Here is a 15,327-nt window from a genome sequence, read left to right on the forward strand (position 1 = left end):
TTCTCCTTACTTCATTCTGAAGACGCGTTGTGTCGTTGTTGTTTTGAATTTTTCGAATAACTCAGGGTGTACTGACTGGAATAGCTTCTGGTCGAATCTGTTGCTGATCTGAGATTTCCATGTGCAGAGCGGCTTTCCGTCCAGGGTCAGGACTGAGTGCTCTTGCATGTACATCTTCAGCTTCTCTTCTGATATAGCTATTTCTTCTTCCAGTGATTTTCTGCGTGATTTCATGTCTCGTAGATCGTTGAATAGTGCGAGTGCCTTTCCGTCAGCCTCGATACTTGTCCCGGCATCTTTCTCAAACATCAGCGATACATCGCTTACGCTGGTAGCTTCCGGCGGGTTAAGATTTTTCACTCGGTCCCAGAAAGCGATTTCTTTTTCTAAGATCGCCTGGATAGTTTCTTCATCACGCTCAACCCGATAGATTCGGAAGTCGTCGCCACCGATAAGCACACCGAAAACGCATACCTGTTTGTTTGTAACCATCAACCCGTGCATGGCCTGGGCCGTGTAATGCACAGGAATTGCATCTGTCTGGATTTCTCCCCATTCTTTGGCCTTGAACGGACTAACTGTTTTGATCTCAATGTTCTCGCCTGACGCTGCTTCTGCATCGATCTCAGCTGCAATAAAATCGTAATCACGGTGGATATAGCGGTTTCCGCGATGAACGATTTCCATCCCTGTTTCCTCAGAAAGCAGGTCTATTACGTATGGCTCCATACGCTGGCCACGCGTGAAAACTTTCTGCTTGCTTTGGTCTACTGGTTTGACACGTGGCTGGACCTTATCCAGATAAACCTCAAGCGGGGTGCGCCATGGGCTAATTCCAAGAATCCCTGCAACATCGCTTCCTCCGATGTATTTTGTTCTATCCATGATTCCAGCGTTCCGCATCATGCCGCGTCCCTCTGCCCATCAAGCTGATCCGCCAGATCCCAGCGCGCTATAATTGCCATTGCCTCGCGCCGGTAGGCATCCATCAGTTCTTCGAACTCAGGGCTGTCTTTAGCAGCCTCCAGCACTTCCTGACGAACGCCTTTGCCTGTTACAACGTCGAAAGTTGAGGACAGTTGATGAAGTCGGATGCTCTCAATCAGTTCAACTTGTCGGTCATATAGCTGTTCTGACAGGCGGTAGTCCTTGTCGAATGCCAGCATGATTTTTTGAAGATTTTTCTGCTGATTAACGTTCATTATCAGCCCTCCCATATCTCATTATCGTTGGCTACATCGCGAGCTTCTTTGCTGACGAAAGCCCACTTAATGCCTTCCTGTAAGGTGCGGAACTTCCAGCTCATGAATCCGCATGCAGTAACGCAGTACCAACCGTTGATGATTTTCCACTGCATAACTTGTTACCTCGGTCTGTTACCGTTGAGGTAATAATTATGCTTATTTGGTTTGGTGTCAATAGATATGAGTTAAAAAAATTACCCGTAAGGTAATCTATCTGGCAATAAAAAAGCCGCCATGAGGCGGCTTACTTACTGAAAAATATATTTTTATTGTTTGCTTTTTTCGTTCTGGTTGATGACAAATTCAATGTAACTTTCGATCTTTGCTTTCTCGGTTTCGGGTAACAATGCGTAGCGCGAGCGGTCATAGTTGATAGTCGCAGGGTCGTGCGGGTGAATCAGTAGTTCATATCCGTGACGCCCGAATGCGGATGCAACATTCTCCAGGGTGGAAATGGAAACGCTGACCTCATTGTTTAACAGGCGACTGATTGTCACCTGGGCGACGCCGGATGCGCGGTGAAGTTTTCCCTGCGTTGAAAGGTCGCGGCTTTCGCTCATCCAGCGTTCCAGGTTGTGAGCCGCCAGCTGACCAATGTCGCTTGGGCCGACAGGCTGAAAACCTTCCTGAGAAAGCGAGCGATCGATATCAAGCCAGTTACGGGGTTTATTGGCGGCAGCTTCAATTTTTCGCGCAACCTGGTCGCCGATAACCTTCTTGCCAAGAGCCCAGCGGTTTACCAGATTTGCCTGAGTTCCAAGTTTTTCTGCCATCCGCGTCTGAACACCATTGAATTCACGGTCGATCAAGTCGTTGAGATTTTGCCTGCGGACGTCCTGGATACTTTTCATTTTCTGGAAAATCGCCTCATATATGAATCAGTAGATGATTCAATTTAAAGCAATATTACCCAACAGGTAAATGCACCTCATAGGTAACTATCCTTGATTTTTGTTACCTTATGGGTGAATATTTATTATCTGAAATAAATATCAGGCAATAGCTATGAGCGATAACGGACATTTCGATTTCAAAAAGCACTGGCTTGCACTTACTCCGGATGAGCGTGAAGCCTTCGCACAGGAAGCCGGAACGACGAGTCACTATATCCAGACTCACTTAACAGGTAAGCGCAAAATGCCAGGTAAGGTATTGATGAATGGGCTTTTTAAAGCCTGTAAAACAAGACAATGGCTGCGCTCAAAAGCAGAACTGGCATACTTCTTCTACTCATGATATCCATCCACAACCCTCTGTAGACCGCCATCCGGCGGTCTTTTCATATCTATTCGTACCTCAAAGGTAATAAAAAACCAAATCTGGTTGATCTTTTTTTTGTGTCAGCACAAAATGACCGTAATCCCAATACTAATAACAGGGCTTACCATGGAAATTATTACACGTATTGATGCCGCAAAGCGCGGACTTAAACGCTACTACACCGGAAAACCATGTAAGCACGGACATGACAGTGAACGCTGGGTTTACAACGGACACTGTGTTGAGTGCACTATGGAATCAAACCGTCGCATCAGGGCAGAGATTAAGCAGATCATGATTAATTCCTCCCCACAACATTCAAGCTGATAGCGGAGATTAATCATGAGCAGACATGCAACAGATTGGGCCTGGGAGACAGATCCAGGTAGCTCGTCATTAAAGCTCATACTGCTCTCGATGGCTGACAGAGCCGATGAATATAACCTCTGCTACCCCAGCATAGAACGCCTCGTTAAAGACACTTGCCTGAATAAAAAAACCGTGCAGGCCGGGCTTATATCGCTCATGAAAATGGGGCTTATTTCAGATACCGGAGAGAGAAAGGGTGCGACGAAAAGAGTGCGGGTTTTCTCTCTTAATATAACCAAAAACGGGAACATTAAAGGCAACCGGGAAGGGGGTAATGAACCCGAAAACGGTAATGTTACCGAAAACGGGAATATACCCAAAAACGGGATGTTGAATGATCCCAAAAACGGGATGTTGAATGATCCCAAAAACGGGATCCAGAACCAGTCATATAACCAGTCATTTAACCAAGAGAGGGAGAGCAGGACAAAAAGCGGGGATTCTGTGCCTCATGACCCCGGCGCAAACAACGCCGTGATGAATAACTTTGTTCCTCCTGGTGGGCCAGGGCAATTAGGCAAATTTGTCATGCATGAACAATGGCAGCCATCAGATGACTTTCTTCGGAAAAGCTCATTGCAGGGGATCTACCTGGACAGTCTGCCAACGGCACAGGAGCTTGCAGAGTTCAGAATTTACTGGATGGCTGAGGGTAAGGCATACCATCAGGCACAGTGGGAGCAGAAGCTGGCAAGGCGGCTGCAGATTAGCAGACAGAAGCAATCAACATTACCTGATAACAACGTTCCGCACTGGAACAGCCCTGAAGCGTGGGAGGATTTCTTGTGAACAACGTTTTTACCGCGATACAAAACCGTGACGGAGAAGCCCTTTCTCGCATGTCAGGTTATGAGCATCAGTACGTCAACAATGACAATGTGGTGAACATGTCAGCAGAGAGGCTTGTTGATGCCCTTTTCAAACAGCTGAAACAACTGTTTCCGGCGGCAGTAGTAACCAACCTGAAGACTCCAGAGCAGGAAGTTGCTGCAAAACAGCAGTGGATTGCTGCGTTTGCCGAAGGGGGGATCCGAACCCGTGAACAGGTTTCTGCTGGTATGCGCCACGCCCGCGCCAGTGAATCTCCGTTCTGGCCGTCGCCAGGGCAATTCATCAAGTGGTGTAAAGACAGCAAGATGGTTCTTGGCGTCACCATTGACGATGTGATGGCGGAGTTTCACCGGTACAGCAAGGAAAAAAGTTTATATCCTGGTGGTCCCGAAAGATTCCCGTGGCGACATCCGGTTATGTACTGGGTCGTATGTGATACCCGCCGTGCAATGTATCAGCGCCAGCTTAGCGAGATTGAGGTTGAGAAACACGCGCGCAGGCTGCTCGATGATTGGGCGAAAAAGGTAGCTTCCGGACAGCAGATACCCGATCCGGTGATCAGCATACAGGCAAAGCCAGAACCCATGAGTACGCCTCCGGACACAGGGAGAGACGTTTACCATCCACCAGGGCGAAGTTTCGGGTGTATGCCTAACGCCGCCACATTGGGGGGAATAACACCGGCACAGTGGCTGATGGAGGAATACAGGCGGGGAAAGGCGGCAGGATTTATCAAGTAATACCAGCGCGATAGCGCATTTTTTTACGCCTTGATAGTTACCTTCTGGGTAACAAAGTATTCTAAACTCTATTGATTTCGTGTCTTATGTGGTTTTTAATTACCTCAGGGGTAAATTATGAGAAAACAGATACAGGCTCTTGGTCGACTCAAAACAGGCCAGATGAACAAAACAGAATCTGCGTATTGCCAGCACCTTGAGTTGCGTAAACGTGCAGGAGAAATCGTCTGGTATCGATTTGAGGGTATCAAGCTGCGGTTAGCTGACAACACGTTCTATACGCCAGATTTTGCTGTGATGCTCGCCACCGGCGAGATGGAACTGCACGAAGTGAAAGGTTTCTGGACCGACGACGCCAGGGTGAAAACCAAAGTCGCCGCAGATCAGTATCCGTTCCGAATCATCGGGGTAACGGTTAAACCAAAGAAAGCAGGTGGTGGCTGGAACATCGAAGAGTTCTGAATCGACGATCTTTTTAGTTATCAATGTAATCAATAAGTTATGTGGATAAGCGAGGGTAAAGATGGAAAGTAATATCAAAGGGTTAGTTGCCGCCGGGCATGAGATGGCTTCGGAACTGAAAGCAGAATGTGGTGCCGTTGATATGCGCAGTGTGGCAAAGCTGATCAGCGATTTGGCAACGCAACTGGAAGTGCAACTGGTGCGTGCTAATGCGATGGCCGAAGACCAGCAGAAAGCGATTGAGTCAATTAAGCAGGCTGATTCGGCTGTTAAGTTGGCACACGAGAAGTTTTCGGCGCTGGCGGCGGAGAATGCGGCAATGCATGAAGCTATTGAAGCCGTTCGGAGTGTTGCGGATAACTCCAGTGGAATTGCCGGATGGCATTTGAATGGCGATATCGCTACATGGGAAGAGATTCTTCCTGAAATTAACGATATCGAAACCCCAGCCACCGATGCTTTCCTGGCTGAAGTACGGGCGCAGGGGGTAGAGATGTTCTCAGAAAAATTCGGAGGTGGCACTCCGCTATCCAATATGGTCAAAGAGGTTGCGGCTGATTTTGCGGCGAAGCTTCGCAAAGGAGGCAACCAGTGAGCAAGATTGATTATCAAAAGCTTCGTGAAATCGCTGAAAAAACAAAAATTGCTGGTGAAGCACCTGTAATGCCTTTCGATCAGCGAATTAATGCGCTTAACGATTTTATGAAGCACTTTTCGCCAGATATCGCGCTGGTATTGTTGGATGAACGGGAAAGAAACCAGCAATACATCAAATCCCGCGACCAGGAGAACGAGGATATTGCGCTAACGGTAGGGAAGTTGCGCGTTGAGCTTGAGGCAGAAAAACAGCGGGCAAAGGATCTGTTTATGGAAAATGCTCGGCTTAAGTCAGGTATAGCCGGTCTGATACACCTCGGTATTCGATATGCAGATGTTGATGTCATGAAAATTGCTGGAGATGCCCAGCTTTCTACCCCATGCACTGACAGCATCATAAACAGCATTGCAACAGGCATTCGCATCAAAGGAGAGTGATATGGCTATCGCTGCAAGTTACACCATGCATCTCTATTGTGACTGCCGCCAGTGTACGGAAGGTGTATATCCAGTGCCAGACTTCGGTGAGTATATCGGTACGTCATGGTCTGGTTGTGCAAAAGAGGCCCGTAAAGACGGGTGGCGAATAAGTAAAGACAAAACACGTGCTTTTGCGCCCGGGCATAAAGTTTTGAGGATTAACAAATGACCACTATTACCAAAGAACGTATCGAATTATTCATTAAAAATCCGCTTGATAACGGGCTTACCCGTGGCGAACAAATGGAACTGGCACGAATTGCTCTGGCATCGCTGGAAGCAGAGCCTGTAAACCAAACTTACAACTTACCAGAATTAATCGAAGGCATGGAAGTTTCCATTGATGTAAGCACTTGTGATGCTGATTTAGGTAATCGCTATTTCGGCACCGTCACCGAGGCGTTAGAACTTGATACAGCCAAGAATGGTTACATCCTCCTGGTTCAGGACGCAGAGCCAAACTTCGATGTAAATGGCAACTCTCCGGTAACTCCGGATGGCTGGGTTATGGTTCCTAAACAGGTAACGCCGGAAATCAGCAACGCGATAAACGTTGTGGGTCAACGCTGTACATGCGGAAATTGCTCTCAGCGGTTGTGGGATTTATTACTCGACGCCACACAGCAAGGAGTTAACCGTGGCTAACCTGCAACTTGCCGTTAAAGGTGAATACTTCGATGCCATGATTCGCGGAGAGAAAACGGAAGAGTATCGCCTGTGTAATGACTACTGGAATAAGCGAATTATGTTCCGGGAGTATGACCGCCTGATTATCACAAAGGGATATCCGAAGCGCGACGACTCCAGCCGCAGAATTAACGTCCAGTATGACGGATATGAAATCAAGACAATCACACATCCCCACTTCGGTGATAAACCGGTAAAGGTGTTCGCGATAAAGGTAAATATTGATGGCTAAATCAGCAGCAGAGCGCAAAGCCGCTCAGAGAGCCAGACAAGCTGCATCTGGTGTGTGTAAGCTGGAAATTGTGCTTGATGCTCAGGAAATTGAAATGCTGGCGCGGAACTGCGCCGCCCGGCGCCCTAGTCGCGATCCCTATGAAATGGCCGAGTACATCGCGCTGCTGATCCGCCAGGATGATGCACGTGTGCGCGGGCGTATAAAATCGATCAGCAGAAAACTTTGCGGTAAGTGCGGCGAGAGAGTTCCCGTTAATTCATGCCCGTGTAATGGTGACTCGCAATGCTGGGTGACTAAAGGCTGGCATGAAACGAAATTAATAGTGTGACATGTCACGAGTAGATTATGCATGATGAATTTGATGGGTTTTGAATACTGCCGCCAACTATGGCGGCTTTATTTTGCATGGTACTATTACCACAACGGTAACTATTACCACGGTGGTTATGATGCCTGCTGAACCTAAAACCTATAAACGCAAATCAACGCAATTTAAGCCACTAACAGCAATGCAGGAGGCTTATTGCCAGTCATACATCAAAACGCCTGAAAACCAGACTCAGGCAGCGATTAACGCAGGATTCTCCCCAAATACAGCGGCAGTTAAAGCCAGTGTCATGATGCGCGATGAACGCATTCAAAAACGGATTGCCGAGCTGATGGAGGAGCGCAACAAACGAATGCGCGTCAGTGCTGATTACGTTCTCATGCGCCTGGTGGAGATCGACCAGATGGACGTGATCGACATCCTCAACGACGATGGGAGCCTTAAGCCAATCCGCGAGTGGCCGAAAATCTGGCGCACTACGCTTAGCGGCTTTGATCTGTCATCGACCATCATGAACATGAACGAGGATTCGATAGAGACAATCCTCAAAAAAATTAAATGGCCTGACAAGGTGAAGAACCTCGAGCTTATCGGTAAGCACGTCGACGTCAACGCGTTCAAAGAGCGCCTGGATGTTAATGTGAATGTGACAATTGCTGATCGCATAGCGGCAGCCAGGAAGCGACTCAAAGAACGTCAGGATGGTAATCAGTGACAGATGCAGTGTTATCTCCTGAAGAGCAGTTAATCGAAGATATTGCAGGGTTCACTCACGATCCGCTTGGCTATGCCCTCTATGCGTTCCCGTGGGGGGAAGAGGGGACTGAACTGGCACATGCCACCGGCCCACGTCAGTGGCAGGCTGATGCGTTCCGAGAGATACGTGATCACCTGCAGAATCCAGAGACGCGCTATCAGCCGCTTATGCTGGCACGCGCTTCTGGTCACGGTATTGGTAAATCCGCATTCATCTCAATGCTGATCAACTGGGGCATGTCCACTTGCGAGGATTGTAAGGTCGTGGTGACCGCCAACACCGACAACCAGCTACGAACGAAGACTTGGCCGGAAATTATCAAGTGGTCGAACCTTGCTATCACGAAAGACTGGTTTACCTGTACCGCTACCGCGATGTACAGCAATGACCCTGGGCACGACAAGCGGTGGCGAGCTGACGCAATCCCCTGGTCTGAGCACAACACTGAGGCATTCGCCGGATTACACAATGAGCGCAAACGCATCATCGTGGTATTCGATGAAGCGTCGAACATTGCGGATCTGGTGTGGGAAGTTGCCGAGGGTGCGCTAACGGACGAAGACACTGAGATTATCTGGGTGGCGTTCGGAAACCCGACGCGTAATACCGGACGTTTCCGTGAATGTTTCCGCAAGTATAAACACCGCTGGAAAACTGCGCAGATTGACAGTCGGACGGTGGAAGGTACCAACAAACAGCAGTTGCAGAAATGGGTTGATGACTACGGGGAAGACAGCGACTTCGTTAAAATCCGTGTGCGTGGCATATTCCCTGATGCATCTGAATTGCAGTTTATCCCTACCGGTCTTACTGACGAGGCAATAAAACGGGTGGTAACCGCTGCGCAGGTTGCACATGCTCCGGTGATAATCGGCGTTGACCCGGCATACTCCGGCGTTGATGACGCTGTGATATACCTGCGGCAGGGGCTACACAGTAAGGTGCTGTGGACTGGAAACAAGACTACCGACGATCTGATTATGGCGAAGCGTATCGCTGACTTTGAAGACCAGTATCAGGCTGACGCGGTGTTCATCGACTTTGGTTACGGAACCGGTTTGAAGTCAATCGGTGACGGCTGGGGTCGTACATGGCAACTTGTTCCGTTCGGTGGCGCGTCTACTGACCCGCAGATGCTCAACAAGCGTGGGGAGATGTTCAACTCATGCAAGACATGGCTGAGGCTTGGCGGCATGCTGGATGACCATGAAACAGCGGACGACCTGTCGGCGGCAGAGTACAAAGTTCGAGTGGACGGTAAAATCGTTATCGAACCGAAGGAAGATATCAAAGAGCGGCTTGGGCGTTCTCCTGGTAAAGGCGATGCGCTACTGCTGACGTTTGCGTTCCCTGTGTCGAAGCGTCTGCGAATTCCCGGTCAGCAGAACCAGCAAGGCAAGGCCATCACAGATTACGATCCCTATGCTTAATCCGCTGGTGGGGATAATGTCGTTGATATCCTCTGGTGAGGATAAAACAAAGCCAGCTCATCGGCTGGCTGTTTGTGACATGTCACGGTGTTATTGCTCGCTTAACTTCTGCTTCAGCAAGTAACCTTCGAGCATCCAGATTTTGTTTACAGCATTCTGCCGGGCAATCTTCCGACCAATTTCTGCATCAAAATTTTCCGGACTTGCACAGGCACTCTCTCCGGTGACGGTGAAGCCATTCTTCAGTACCAATACGCAGAAAGTCAGGAGGTCTGTAGATTTATGCGCTGTCCATGAATCGCCAACGCCCATATTGGCAGCACGAATGCCGTCATAAGCAGTAAAGAAATGCTCTTCAAGAATGATGCTTTCGATATATTGAGGCGTAACTCGCGGAGCGGTTTTGCCTTTCTCAACGATTTCTTTTTCGATTTGCTGGTCGTTCATAATCTCACCTTAAAAAAATGCCCGGCGAACCGGGCGAACTGGAAGCAATGAGTTATGCCTTCCGTGGCTGTACGGGTTTACAGCATGAAGTCATCGCAATGGCGTCCTGCTGTAAAAAGGGCGGTGATAGTCCTTCAAGGGAAACCATCACCGCCAAGCCCCTGGAACTTCTGGCATCACGGTCCTTAGGCGTGATTCTGGTGTGGCATGCAGGATTCGAACCTGCGACCAACCGCTTAGAAGGCGGTTGCTCTGTCCAACTGAGCTAATGCCACAACGCTGAGAGCACTTAGCCTGTTAAGGCGCCACACTTTGTCGCGGCTCCATAAATGCTCTCATCGTTGTACCCTCGTCTCTTCCGAGGCGTCACACCGAATCGCCGGGATGGTGAATCCCCGTGCGCGGAATAAAACCGCTCGACTTGCACATTCCGGCTACCTGGTTCGTTTGCCCGAGCAAGGTAGGGTGCCCCTTAAACGTATCCAGACCGCTATCGTCGCATGTGCCATACGCCGTACTGCTCAAAATAAAAGCTCACTCCACCTGTTCAATTTAACGACAAGCCAGTCAGGTTAGTAACCGGAATGAACTTTTTTGTTACCTGAAGGGTAATAATTCGCGCGTTAAATGTCAACTGCCTACGATAGATAAATCATATGTGGTTAAATTGGTAATAATTTAATTGCGTACGGAGTCATTGATATGTGCATGGGTAGCTCACCATCAGTGCCTGCAACACCAGAAGTTCAGGCAGCACCACAGGAGCAGGATTCCGCCGTTGTTGATGCCCGAGACGAAGAAACTCGTCGCCGTCGCGCTGCTGCTGGTCGTAGTTCTACGCTGCTTACCGGTTCTCAGGGCGACACATCAACCGCTAATACCAGCGGTAAAACGCTGCTTGGTCAGTAACCGGAGTCATTGAAATGGCGGAAACAACTAAAGAGCGATTGAACAAACAGTTCGCACAACTTGAAAGCGAGCGTCAGTCGTTCGAGCCGCACTGGCGCGAGTTGAGTGATTACATCAACCCGCGTGGTTCCCGCTTTCTGACTTCTGAGGTCAACCGTAACGATCGACGCAATACACGCATTATTGATTCGACCGGGACTATGGCGGCGCGCACTCTCGCCAGCGGCATGATGTCAGGCATCACAAGCCCCGCGCGTCCGTGGTTTCGCCTGGCTACGCCAGATCCTGAAATGATGGATTATGGCCCTGTTAAGTTGTGGCTTGAGGCGGTGCAGAACCGCATGAACGATATGTTCAATAAGTCGAATCTCTACCAGTCTCTTCCGCAGTTATACGGAAGCCTCGGCACATACAGCACTGGTGCAATGGCGGTGCTGGAGGATGACGAGGACATCATTCGCACAATGCCATTCCCGATAGGCAGTTACTACCTGGCTAACTCACCTCGTGGCAGTGTGGACACCTGTTTTCGCAAGTTCTCTATGACTGTTCGTCAGCTTGTTCAGGAGTTCGGGCTAAATAACGTCAGCGAATCCGTAAAAAGCATGTGGGAAAGCGGCACCTACGAGAAGTGGATTGACGTGATGCATTCGGTTTACCCGAACATTGACCGCGATACATCGAAGCTGGATAGCAAGAACAAGCCATTCAAATCGGTTTATTACGAGGTTGGTGGCGATAACGACAAGTTGTTGCGTGAGTCCGGATTTGATGAGTTTCCAATTATGGCTCCGCGCTGGGAAGTTAATGGCGAAGATGTTTATGGATCATCATGCCCGGGTATGCTGGCGCTTGGACCTGTTAAGGCATTGCAGCTTCTCCAGAAGCGCAAGTCGCAGTTGATTGATAAAGCCACCAATCCGCCGATGGTTGCTCCGACTTCCCTCAAGAATCAGCGCGCCTCCCTTCTTCCTGGCGACATCACGTATATCGATCAGATTACTGGTCAGGATGGTTTCAGGCCTGCTTATCTGGTTAACCCCAGTACAGCAGATCTGGTAGCAGACATTCAGGACACTCGTCAAATCATTAACAGCGCCTACTTTGTCGATCTGTTCATGATGTTGCAGAACATCAATACCCGCTCGATGCCTGTTGAAGCGGTGATCGAAATGAAAGAAGAAAAACTTCTGATGTTGGGGCCGGTTCTGGAGCGTCTGAACGACGAATGTCTTAACCCTCTCATTGACCGCGCTTTCTCGATGATGGTGCGTAAAAACATGCTGCCGCCACCGCCTGACGCGATGGAAGGTATGCCCCTGAAGGTCGAATACATTTCCGTCATGGCTCAGGCGCAGAAGTCTATCGGCCTGTCCAGTCTGGCGTCCACGGTTAACTTCATTGGTCAACTTGCGCAAGCGAAACCAGAAGCTCTCGACAAACTCAACGTTGATCAGGCGATCGATGCATTCGCTGATATGTCCGGAGTGTCTCCAACCGTCATTGTTCCGCAGGAACAGGTTGAGCAGGCTCGCCAGCAACGGGCACAGCAGCAACAGCAGCAACAAATGATGGCGATGGGGATGGCGGCGGCACAGGGTGCCAAGACGCTAAGCGAAGCTAAAACTTCGGATCCGAGTGTTTTGTCAGCTATGGCGAATGCAGTTAGTGGTCAGGGTGGGCAATCACAATGACAGATTACGAAGACGATCAACTGAAAGAAGAAAACGCCCGTAAGCAACGTGACATGGCGCAGCGTGAAATTGATGACATTCGCTTTGTCATGAGCAGTGAACAGGGGCGTCGCGTTGTCTGGTCGGTGCTGGAGAAAGGCCGTGTGTTTTCCGCTATCTCACCGATGGACGCTATGGCAATGGCATTTAATGAGGGGCAACGCAATCTGGCGCTGGAACTGTTTCAGCGCGTTATGGCGCATTGCCCTGAACAGTATTTGAAGATGGCCAAAGAGGCCAGTGAACAGGAGTGATCATGAATTTATTTGAGCGTTTGCTGTATCGCCGTCTTTGCAATGAGCAACCAGTCGATGGTGGAGCAGCTCCGGCTGCGTCAGAACCATCAGTGCCTGCAGGTGATAACCATGCTCCAGTTGGTGATCCATCACAACAGGAAGGTGATAAGCCACAACCTGTTGCTGATGGCGATAAACCTGCTGATGACAAAAAGCCTGAAAACGATAAGCAGGATGAAAAAAAGGACGGCAATAAACCAGAGGGTGCGCCTGAGAAGTACGAGTTTCAGGCTGCCGAAGGCGTAGAGCTGGATACAGAAGCGTTGAAGGAATTCGAGCCTGTGGCGCGAGGACTTAACCTGACCAACGAGCAAGCGCAAAAGCTGGTTGATGCTTATCCGAAGATTCTGGCAGGTGTTCAGCAGCGCCAGGCAGAAGCCTGGCAGAAAACAACCGAGCAGTGGGCTGCGGATGTAAAAGCTGACAAAGAAATCGGTGGCGACAAGTTGATTTCTAACCTTAGCGCCGCACAGCGTGCGCTTGACCAGTTCGGGACACCTGAGCTCAAAGAATATCTGAACACCACCGGGCTGGGTAATCACCCTGATCTGGTCAAAACGTTCGTGAAAATCGGAAAGGCGATGTCTGAAGATGGCATGGTCACCGGTGGTAATGAAGGCCAGCGTAGTGCGGCCGAAGTGCTCTATGGCAAATAAGAGAGGAAATGACAATGGCTGTTAAAGGCTTAACTGCGCTAACGCTGGCTGACTGGGGTAAGCGCGTCGATCCAAACGGGAAAGTCGATAAGATTATCGAGCTTCTCGGTCAAACTAACCCGATCCTTCAGGATATGCCTTTTGTCGAAGGGAACCTTCCTACCGGACACCGAACCACCATTCGTTCTGGTTTACCTTCGGCCACCTGGCGTTTGCTGAACTATGGCGTACAGCCAAGCAAATCAACCACAGTGCAGGTCACCGATTCCGTTGGAATGCTGGAAACCTATGCTGAAGTCGATAAGTCACTGGCTGATCTGAACGGTAATACCGCCGAATTCCGCCTGTCTGAAGACCGCGCATTTATTGAAGCGATGAATCAGCAGATGGCGCAGACGTTGTTTTATGGTGATTCCAGCGTTAACCCTCAGCAGTTTATGGGACTGTCCTCCCGCTATTCCAGCCTGTCTGCGGGTAATGCTCAGAACATCATTGATGCTGGTGGCACGGGTACAGATAACACCTCAATCTGGTTAGTGGTGTGGGGCGAAAACACCGTGCATGGCATCTTCCCGAAAGGGCAGAAGGCTGGCATCCAGATGGAAGATAAAGGCCAGGTGACACTGGAAGATGCGAATGGCGGCAAGTACGAAGGCTACCGTACCCATTACAAATGGGACAACGGACTTGCTCTGCGTGACTGGCGTTATGTTGTTCGCATTGCAAACATCGATGTCAGCAATCTTTCAGAACCTTCCTCTGCCGCAAATATTGCGAAGTTGATGGTTAAAGCACTGCATCGCATTCCAAATCGTGGCATGGGTCGCCCGGTGTTCTACATGAACCGCACTGTAGGCCAGGCTCTTGATCTGCAATCTCTGGAGAAAACATCTCTGGCGATCAGCGTAAAAGAGACAGAAGGCGAGTGGTGGACTTCATTCCGTGGTGTACCAATCCGTGAAACTGATGCGCTTCTGGAAACAGAAGCCCGCGTGGTGTAACGCCTGTTATTAACCTGTGGATCGTAACAGACCCACTAATGGAGAAAGAAGATGATCACCGACAAACTGTTGATGTTCTCCGAAGCTCAGGCGGTTACGAATACCGCGGCTTCTACTGACGTAATCGATCTCGGTCCAATTGACGGAAAACGTCGTGATATCGGCGTGGGTTACCCGCTTGAGTTTTGGGCGCTGGTTAACACAGCCGCCGCGGCAAGCGGTGATGCAACTGTAAACATCCAGTTGCAGACGAGTGAGAATAACAGCTCATGGACCACTATTTATGATAGTGGCGCACTGGCAAAGACCGCCATGACAGCAGGTAAACGAGTTGTTTCTGCAAAGGTGCCTGCCGGTGTTCAGCGATATCTGCGTGTTAACTACTCCGTCGCAACTGGCCCACTAACGGCTGGCGAATTCACTGCTGGTATCAGTCTTGATGTTGATGCCAATACGCCGTATCCGATCCGCTCAAAAGTAACTGGTTAAGGTGATATCGATGTCAGGTGAGAAACCAAGATACCGCGTTCTGCGCCTCTCTCATATCCATAACACACTGTGGCCGGAGGGGGCAGAAATCGAATACGAAGGTGAGCCTGGTAGCGCACTGGAACCTGTTAACGATGCAGCCAGACAGGCAAAAGCAAAGGTAGCAGGAAAGGTGTCTATGGCAGCAACCAGCACCAAAATCATCAACGATGTGTCAGATGATGGTGAACTGGATAAGCTCCGTGAAGAGTACGAATTGCTCTTTAACGAGAAGCCACACCATAACGCCAAAGCCGAAACGCTCCGCGAGAAGATCGCAGATAAGCGTAAAGAACTGGGCGTGTAAGCCTCGCGAATCCGACAAGGGGCTTCGGCC

General features: G+C 49.6%; 24 protein-coding genes, 1 tRNA gene and 1 pseudogene. 20 read left to right on the forward strand and 6 right to left on the reverse strand.

Annotated features, from left to right (window positions below):
- Positions 1–6: 6 nt before the first annotated feature.
- From ACJHX4_RS20520 to ACJHX4_RS20535, 4 genes are all read right to left on the reverse strand, one after another.
- Positions 7–906 (reverse strand): YqaJ viral recombinase family protein, encoded by a 900-nt coding sequence (locus ACJHX4_RS20520; RefSeq protein WP_001531881.1) that lies wholly within the window; start codon positions 904–906, stop codon positions 7–9.
- The gene (locus ACJHX4_RS20525; protein WP_001102257.1) at positions 903–1,202 is read right to left on the reverse strand and encodes a hypothetical protein; all 300 of its coding nucleotides are present in this window, start codon (positions 1,200–1,202) and stop codon (positions 903–905) included. The genes ACJHX4_RS20520 and ACJHX4_RS20525 overlap by 4 nt, the downstream gene beginning before the upstream one ends.
- Before the next feature lie 2 nt (positions 1,203–1,204).
- Complete coding sequence (locus ACJHX4_RS20530) at positions 1,205–1,357, reverse strand: hypothetical protein (RefSeq protein ID WP_001198620.1); 153 nt, start codon at positions 1,355–1,357, stop codon at positions 1,205–1,207.
- Between the two features lie 153 nt (positions 1,358–1,510).
- The gene (locus ACJHX4_RS20535; protein WP_000836293.1) at positions 1,511–2,095 is read right to left on the reverse strand and encodes a helix-turn-helix domain-containing protein; all 585 of its coding nucleotides are present in this window, start codon (positions 2,093–2,095) and stop codon (positions 1,511–1,513) included.
- Between the two features lie 154 nt (positions 2,096–2,249).
- Between ACJHX4_RS20535 and ACJHX4_RS20540 the strand changes: the two genes are divergently transcribed.
- From ACJHX4_RS20540 to ACJHX4_RS20600, 13 genes and pseudogenes are all read left to right on the forward strand, one after another.
- The gene (locus ACJHX4_RS20540; protein WP_001282459.1) at positions 2,250–2,480 is read left to right on the forward strand and encodes a hypothetical protein; all 231 of its coding nucleotides are present in this window, start codon (positions 2,250–2,252) and stop codon (positions 2,478–2,480) included.
- A gap of 150 nt (positions 2,481–2,630) precedes the next feature.
- Positions 2,631–2,831 carry a hypothetical protein gene (locus tag ACJHX4_RS20545; protein WP_000402893.1) on the forward strand — a complete coding sequence of 67 codons (201 nt, stop codon included), beginning with the start codon at positions 2,631–2,633 and terminating at the stop codon, positions 2,829–2,831.
- Between the two features lie 15 nt (positions 2,832–2,846).
- Positions 2,847–3,662, forward strand: coding sequence for a DnaT-like ssDNA-binding domain-containing protein (locus ACJHX4_RS20550; protein WP_000086414.1), 816 nt, complete (start codon positions 2,847–2,849; stop codon positions 3,660–3,662).
- Positions 3,659–4,444, forward strand: a complete 786-nt coding sequence (locus ACJHX4_RS20555; protein ID WP_001066741.1) for a replication protein P — start codon at positions 3,659–3,661, stop codon at positions 4,442–4,444. Before ACJHX4_RS20550 ends, ACJHX4_RS20555 begins: the two co-directional genes overlap by 4 nt.
- A 117-nt stretch (positions 4,445–4,561) precedes the next feature.
- Entirely contained in the window at positions 4,562–4,906 is a 345-nt protein-coding gene (locus ACJHX4_RS20560) for a DUF1064 domain-containing protein (RefSeq protein ID WP_001231254.1), read from the forward strand.
- A 61-nt stretch (positions 4,907–4,967) separates the two neighbouring features.
- On the forward strand, positions 4,968–5,501 hold the full coding sequence (locus ACJHX4_RS20565) for a hypothetical protein (RefSeq protein WP_001531879.1): 534 nt from the start codon (positions 4,968–4,970) through the stop codon (positions 5,499–5,501).
- Positions 5,498–5,941, forward strand: a complete 444-nt coding sequence (locus ACJHX4_RS20570; protein WP_000034260.1) for an ead/Ea22-like family protein — start codon at positions 5,498–5,500, stop codon at positions 5,939–5,941. The genes ACJHX4_RS20565 and ACJHX4_RS20570 overlap by 4 nt, the downstream gene beginning before the upstream one ends.
- A gap of 1 nt (position 5,942) precedes the next feature.
- Positions 5,943–6,152, forward strand: coding sequence for a hypothetical protein (locus tag ACJHX4_RS20575; RefSeq protein WP_000951712.1), 210 nt, complete (start codon positions 5,943–5,945; stop codon positions 6,150–6,152).
- Positions 6,149–6,286, forward strand: a pseudogene (locus ACJHX4_RS20580) (DUF551 domain-containing protein); the annotation flags it as partial. The gene ACJHX4_RS20575 and the pseudogene ACJHX4_RS20580, both read left to right, overlap by 4 nt.
- Before the next feature lie 334 nt (positions 6,287–6,620).
- The gene (locus ACJHX4_RS20585) at positions 6,621–6,902 is read left to right on the forward strand and encodes an ASCH domain-containing protein (RefSeq protein ID WP_001531876.1); all 282 of its coding nucleotides are present in this window, start codon (positions 6,621–6,623) and stop codon (positions 6,900–6,902) included.
- Positions 6,895–7,233 (forward strand): hypothetical protein, encoded by a 339-nt coding sequence (locus ACJHX4_RS20590; protein ID WP_001531874.1) that lies wholly within the window; start codon positions 6,895–6,897, stop codon positions 7,231–7,233. The genes ACJHX4_RS20585 and ACJHX4_RS20590 overlap by 8 nt, the downstream gene beginning before the upstream one ends.
- Positions 7,234–7,273: 40 nt before the next feature.
- Positions 7,274–7,948 (forward strand): terminase small subunit, encoded by a 675-nt coding sequence (locus ACJHX4_RS20595; RefSeq protein WP_001090120.1) that lies wholly within the window; start codon positions 7,274–7,276, stop codon positions 7,946–7,948.
- Positions 7,945–9,420, forward strand: a complete 1,476-nt coding sequence (locus ACJHX4_RS20600; RefSeq protein ID WP_001531872.1) for a hypothetical protein — start codon at positions 7,945–7,947, stop codon at positions 9,418–9,420. Before ACJHX4_RS20595 ends, ACJHX4_RS20600 begins: the two co-directional genes overlap by 4 nt.
- Before the next feature lie 90 nt (positions 9,421–9,510).
- Here ACJHX4_RS20600 and ACJHX4_RS20605 read toward each other — a convergent pair whose 3' ends face one another.
- Together ACJHX4_RS20605 and ACJHX4_RS20610 are read right to left on the reverse strand one after the other, a co-directional pair.
- A complete protein-coding gene (locus ACJHX4_RS20605) occupies positions 9,511–9,867 on the reverse strand; it encodes a Gp49 family protein (RefSeq protein WP_000999689.1) in 357 nt (118 codons plus the stop codon).
- 198 nt (positions 9,868–10,065) lie between these two features.
- Positions 10,066–10,142 (reverse strand) — tRNA-Arg (locus ACJHX4_RS20610).
- Between the two features lie 427 nt (positions 10,143–10,569).
- On the opposite strand from ACJHX4_RS20610, the gene ACJHX4_RS20615 reads away from it, so the two are divergent.
- Genes ACJHX4_RS20615 through ACJHX4_RS20645 form a run of 7 tightly spaced genes read left to right on the forward strand, consistent with a single transcriptional unit; the run spans position 10,570 to position 15,297 of the window.
- Complete coding sequence (locus ACJHX4_RS20615) at positions 10,570–10,776, forward strand: hypothetical protein (protein ID WP_001531871.1); 207 nt, start codon at positions 10,570–10,572, stop codon at positions 10,774–10,776.
- Positions 10,777–10,790: 14 nt separating this feature from the next.
- Positions 10,791–12,470, forward strand: coding sequence for a portal protein (locus ACJHX4_RS20620; RefSeq protein ID WP_000852414.1), 1,680 nt, complete (start codon positions 10,791–10,793; stop codon positions 12,468–12,470).
- Positions 12,467–12,763: a hypothetical protein gene (locus ACJHX4_RS20625; protein WP_000133160.1), complete on the forward strand. Its 297-nt coding sequence runs from the start codon at positions 12,467–12,469 to the stop codon at positions 12,761–12,763. Before ACJHX4_RS20620 ends, ACJHX4_RS20625 begins: the two co-directional genes overlap by 4 nt.
- A 2-nt stretch (positions 12,764–12,765) precedes the next feature.
- Complete coding sequence (locus tag ACJHX4_RS20630; RefSeq protein ID WP_061092386.1) at positions 12,766–13,461, forward strand: peptidase; 696 nt, start codon at positions 12,766–12,768, stop codon at positions 13,459–13,461.
- A gap of 14 nt (positions 13,462–13,475) precedes the next feature.
- Positions 13,476–14,462 (forward strand): major capsid protein, encoded by a 987-nt coding sequence (locus tag ACJHX4_RS20635; RefSeq protein WP_000268715.1) that lies wholly within the window; start codon positions 13,476–13,478, stop codon positions 14,460–14,462.
- A 51-nt stretch (positions 14,463–14,513) separates the two neighbouring features.
- The gene (locus ACJHX4_RS20640; RefSeq protein WP_001531869.1) at positions 14,514–14,951 is read left to right on the forward strand and encodes a Bbp16 family capsid cement protein; all 438 of its coding nucleotides are present in this window, start codon (positions 14,514–14,516) and stop codon (positions 14,949–14,951) included.
- Positions 14,952–14,961: 10 nt separating this feature from the next.
- Positions 14,962–15,297: a hypothetical protein gene (locus tag ACJHX4_RS20645; RefSeq protein WP_000012377.1), complete on the forward strand. Its 336-nt coding sequence runs from the start codon at positions 14,962–14,964 to the stop codon at positions 15,295–15,297.
- Positions 15,298–15,327 lie beyond the last annotated feature (30 nt).

This window comes from Escherichia sp. WS2035 (genome assembly GCF_046487065.1).
Lineage (GTDB): Bacteria > Pseudomonadota > Gammaproteobacteria > Enterobacterales > Enterobacteriaceae > Escherichia > Escherichia coli.

What these genes read in the sequence shown, in the direction of transcription:
- ACJHX4_RS20520 (WP_001531881.1), bottom strand. Translation starts at nt 906, where the DNA reads ATGATGCGGAACGCTGGAATCATGGATAGAACAAAATACATCGGAGGA.
- ACJHX4_RS20625 (WP_000133160.1), top strand. Translation starts at nt 12,467, where the DNA reads ATGACAGATTACGAAGACGATCAACTGAAAGAAGAAAACGCCCGTAAG.
- ACJHX4_RS20575 (WP_000951712.1), top strand. Translation starts at nt 5,943, where the DNA reads ATGGCTATCGCTGCAAGTTACACCATGCATCTCTATTGTGACTGCCGC.
- ACJHX4_RS20535 (WP_000836293.1), bottom strand. Translation starts at nt 2,095, where the DNA reads ATGAAAAGTATCCAGGACGTCCGCAGGCAAAATCTCAACGACTTGATC.
- ACJHX4_RS20565 (WP_001531879.1), top strand. Translation starts at nt 4,968, where the DNA reads ATGGAAAGTAATATCAAAGGGTTAGTTGCCGCCGGGCATGAGATGGCT.
- ACJHX4_RS20525 (WP_001102257.1), bottom strand. Translation starts at nt 1,202, where the DNA reads ATGAACGTTAATCAGCAGAAAAATCTTCAAAAAATCATGCTGGCATTC.
- ACJHX4_RS20620 (WP_000852414.1), top strand. Translation starts at nt 10,791, where the DNA reads ATGGCGGAAACAACTAAAGAGCGATTGAACAAACAGTTCGCACAACTT.
- ACJHX4_RS20590 (WP_001531874.1), top strand. Translation starts at nt 6,895, where the DNA reads ATGGCTAAATCAGCAGCAGAGCGCAAAGCCGCTCAGAGAGCCAGACAA.
- ACJHX4_RS20545 (WP_000402893.1), top strand. Translation starts at nt 2,631, where the DNA reads ATGGAAATTATTACACGTATTGATGCCGCAAAGCGCGGACTTAAACGC.
- ACJHX4_RS20635 (WP_000268715.1), top strand. Translation starts at nt 13,476, where the DNA reads ATGGCTGTTAAAGGCTTAACTGCGCTAACGCTGGCTGACTGGGGTAAG.
- ACJHX4_RS20640 (WP_001531869.1), top strand. Translation starts at nt 14,514, where the DNA reads ATGATCACCGACAAACTGTTGATGTTCTCCGAAGCTCAGGCGGTTACG.
- ACJHX4_RS20630 (WP_061092386.1), top strand. Translation starts at nt 12,766, where the DNA reads ATGAATTTATTTGAGCGTTTGCTGTATCGCCGTCTTTGCAATGAGCAA.
- ACJHX4_RS20560 (WP_001231254.1), top strand. Translation starts at nt 4,562, where the DNA reads ATGAGAAAACAGATACAGGCTCTTGGTCGACTCAAAACAGGCCAGATG.
- ACJHX4_RS20645 (WP_000012377.1), top strand. Translation starts at nt 14,962, where the DNA reads ATGTCAGGTGAGAAACCAAGATACCGCGTTCTGCGCCTCTCTCATATC.
- ACJHX4_RS20615 (WP_001531871.1), top strand. Translation starts at nt 10,570, where the DNA reads ATGTGCATGGGTAGCTCACCATCAGTGCCTGCAACACCAGAAGTTCAG.
- ACJHX4_RS20540 (WP_001282459.1), top strand. Translation starts at nt 2,250, where the DNA reads ATGAGCGATAACGGACATTTCGATTTCAAAAAGCACTGGCTTGCACTT.
- ACJHX4_RS20530 (WP_001198620.1), bottom strand. Translation starts at nt 1,357, where the DNA reads ATGCAGTGGAAAATCATCAACGGTTGGTACTGCGTTACTGCATGCGGA.
- ACJHX4_RS20550 (WP_000086414.1), top strand. Translation starts at nt 2,847, where the DNA reads ATGAGCAGACATGCAACAGATTGGGCCTGGGAGACAGATCCAGGTAGC.
- ACJHX4_RS20605 (WP_000999689.1), bottom strand. Translation starts at nt 9,867, where the DNA reads ATGAACGACCAGCAAATCGAAAAAGAAATCGTTGAGAAAGGCAAAACC.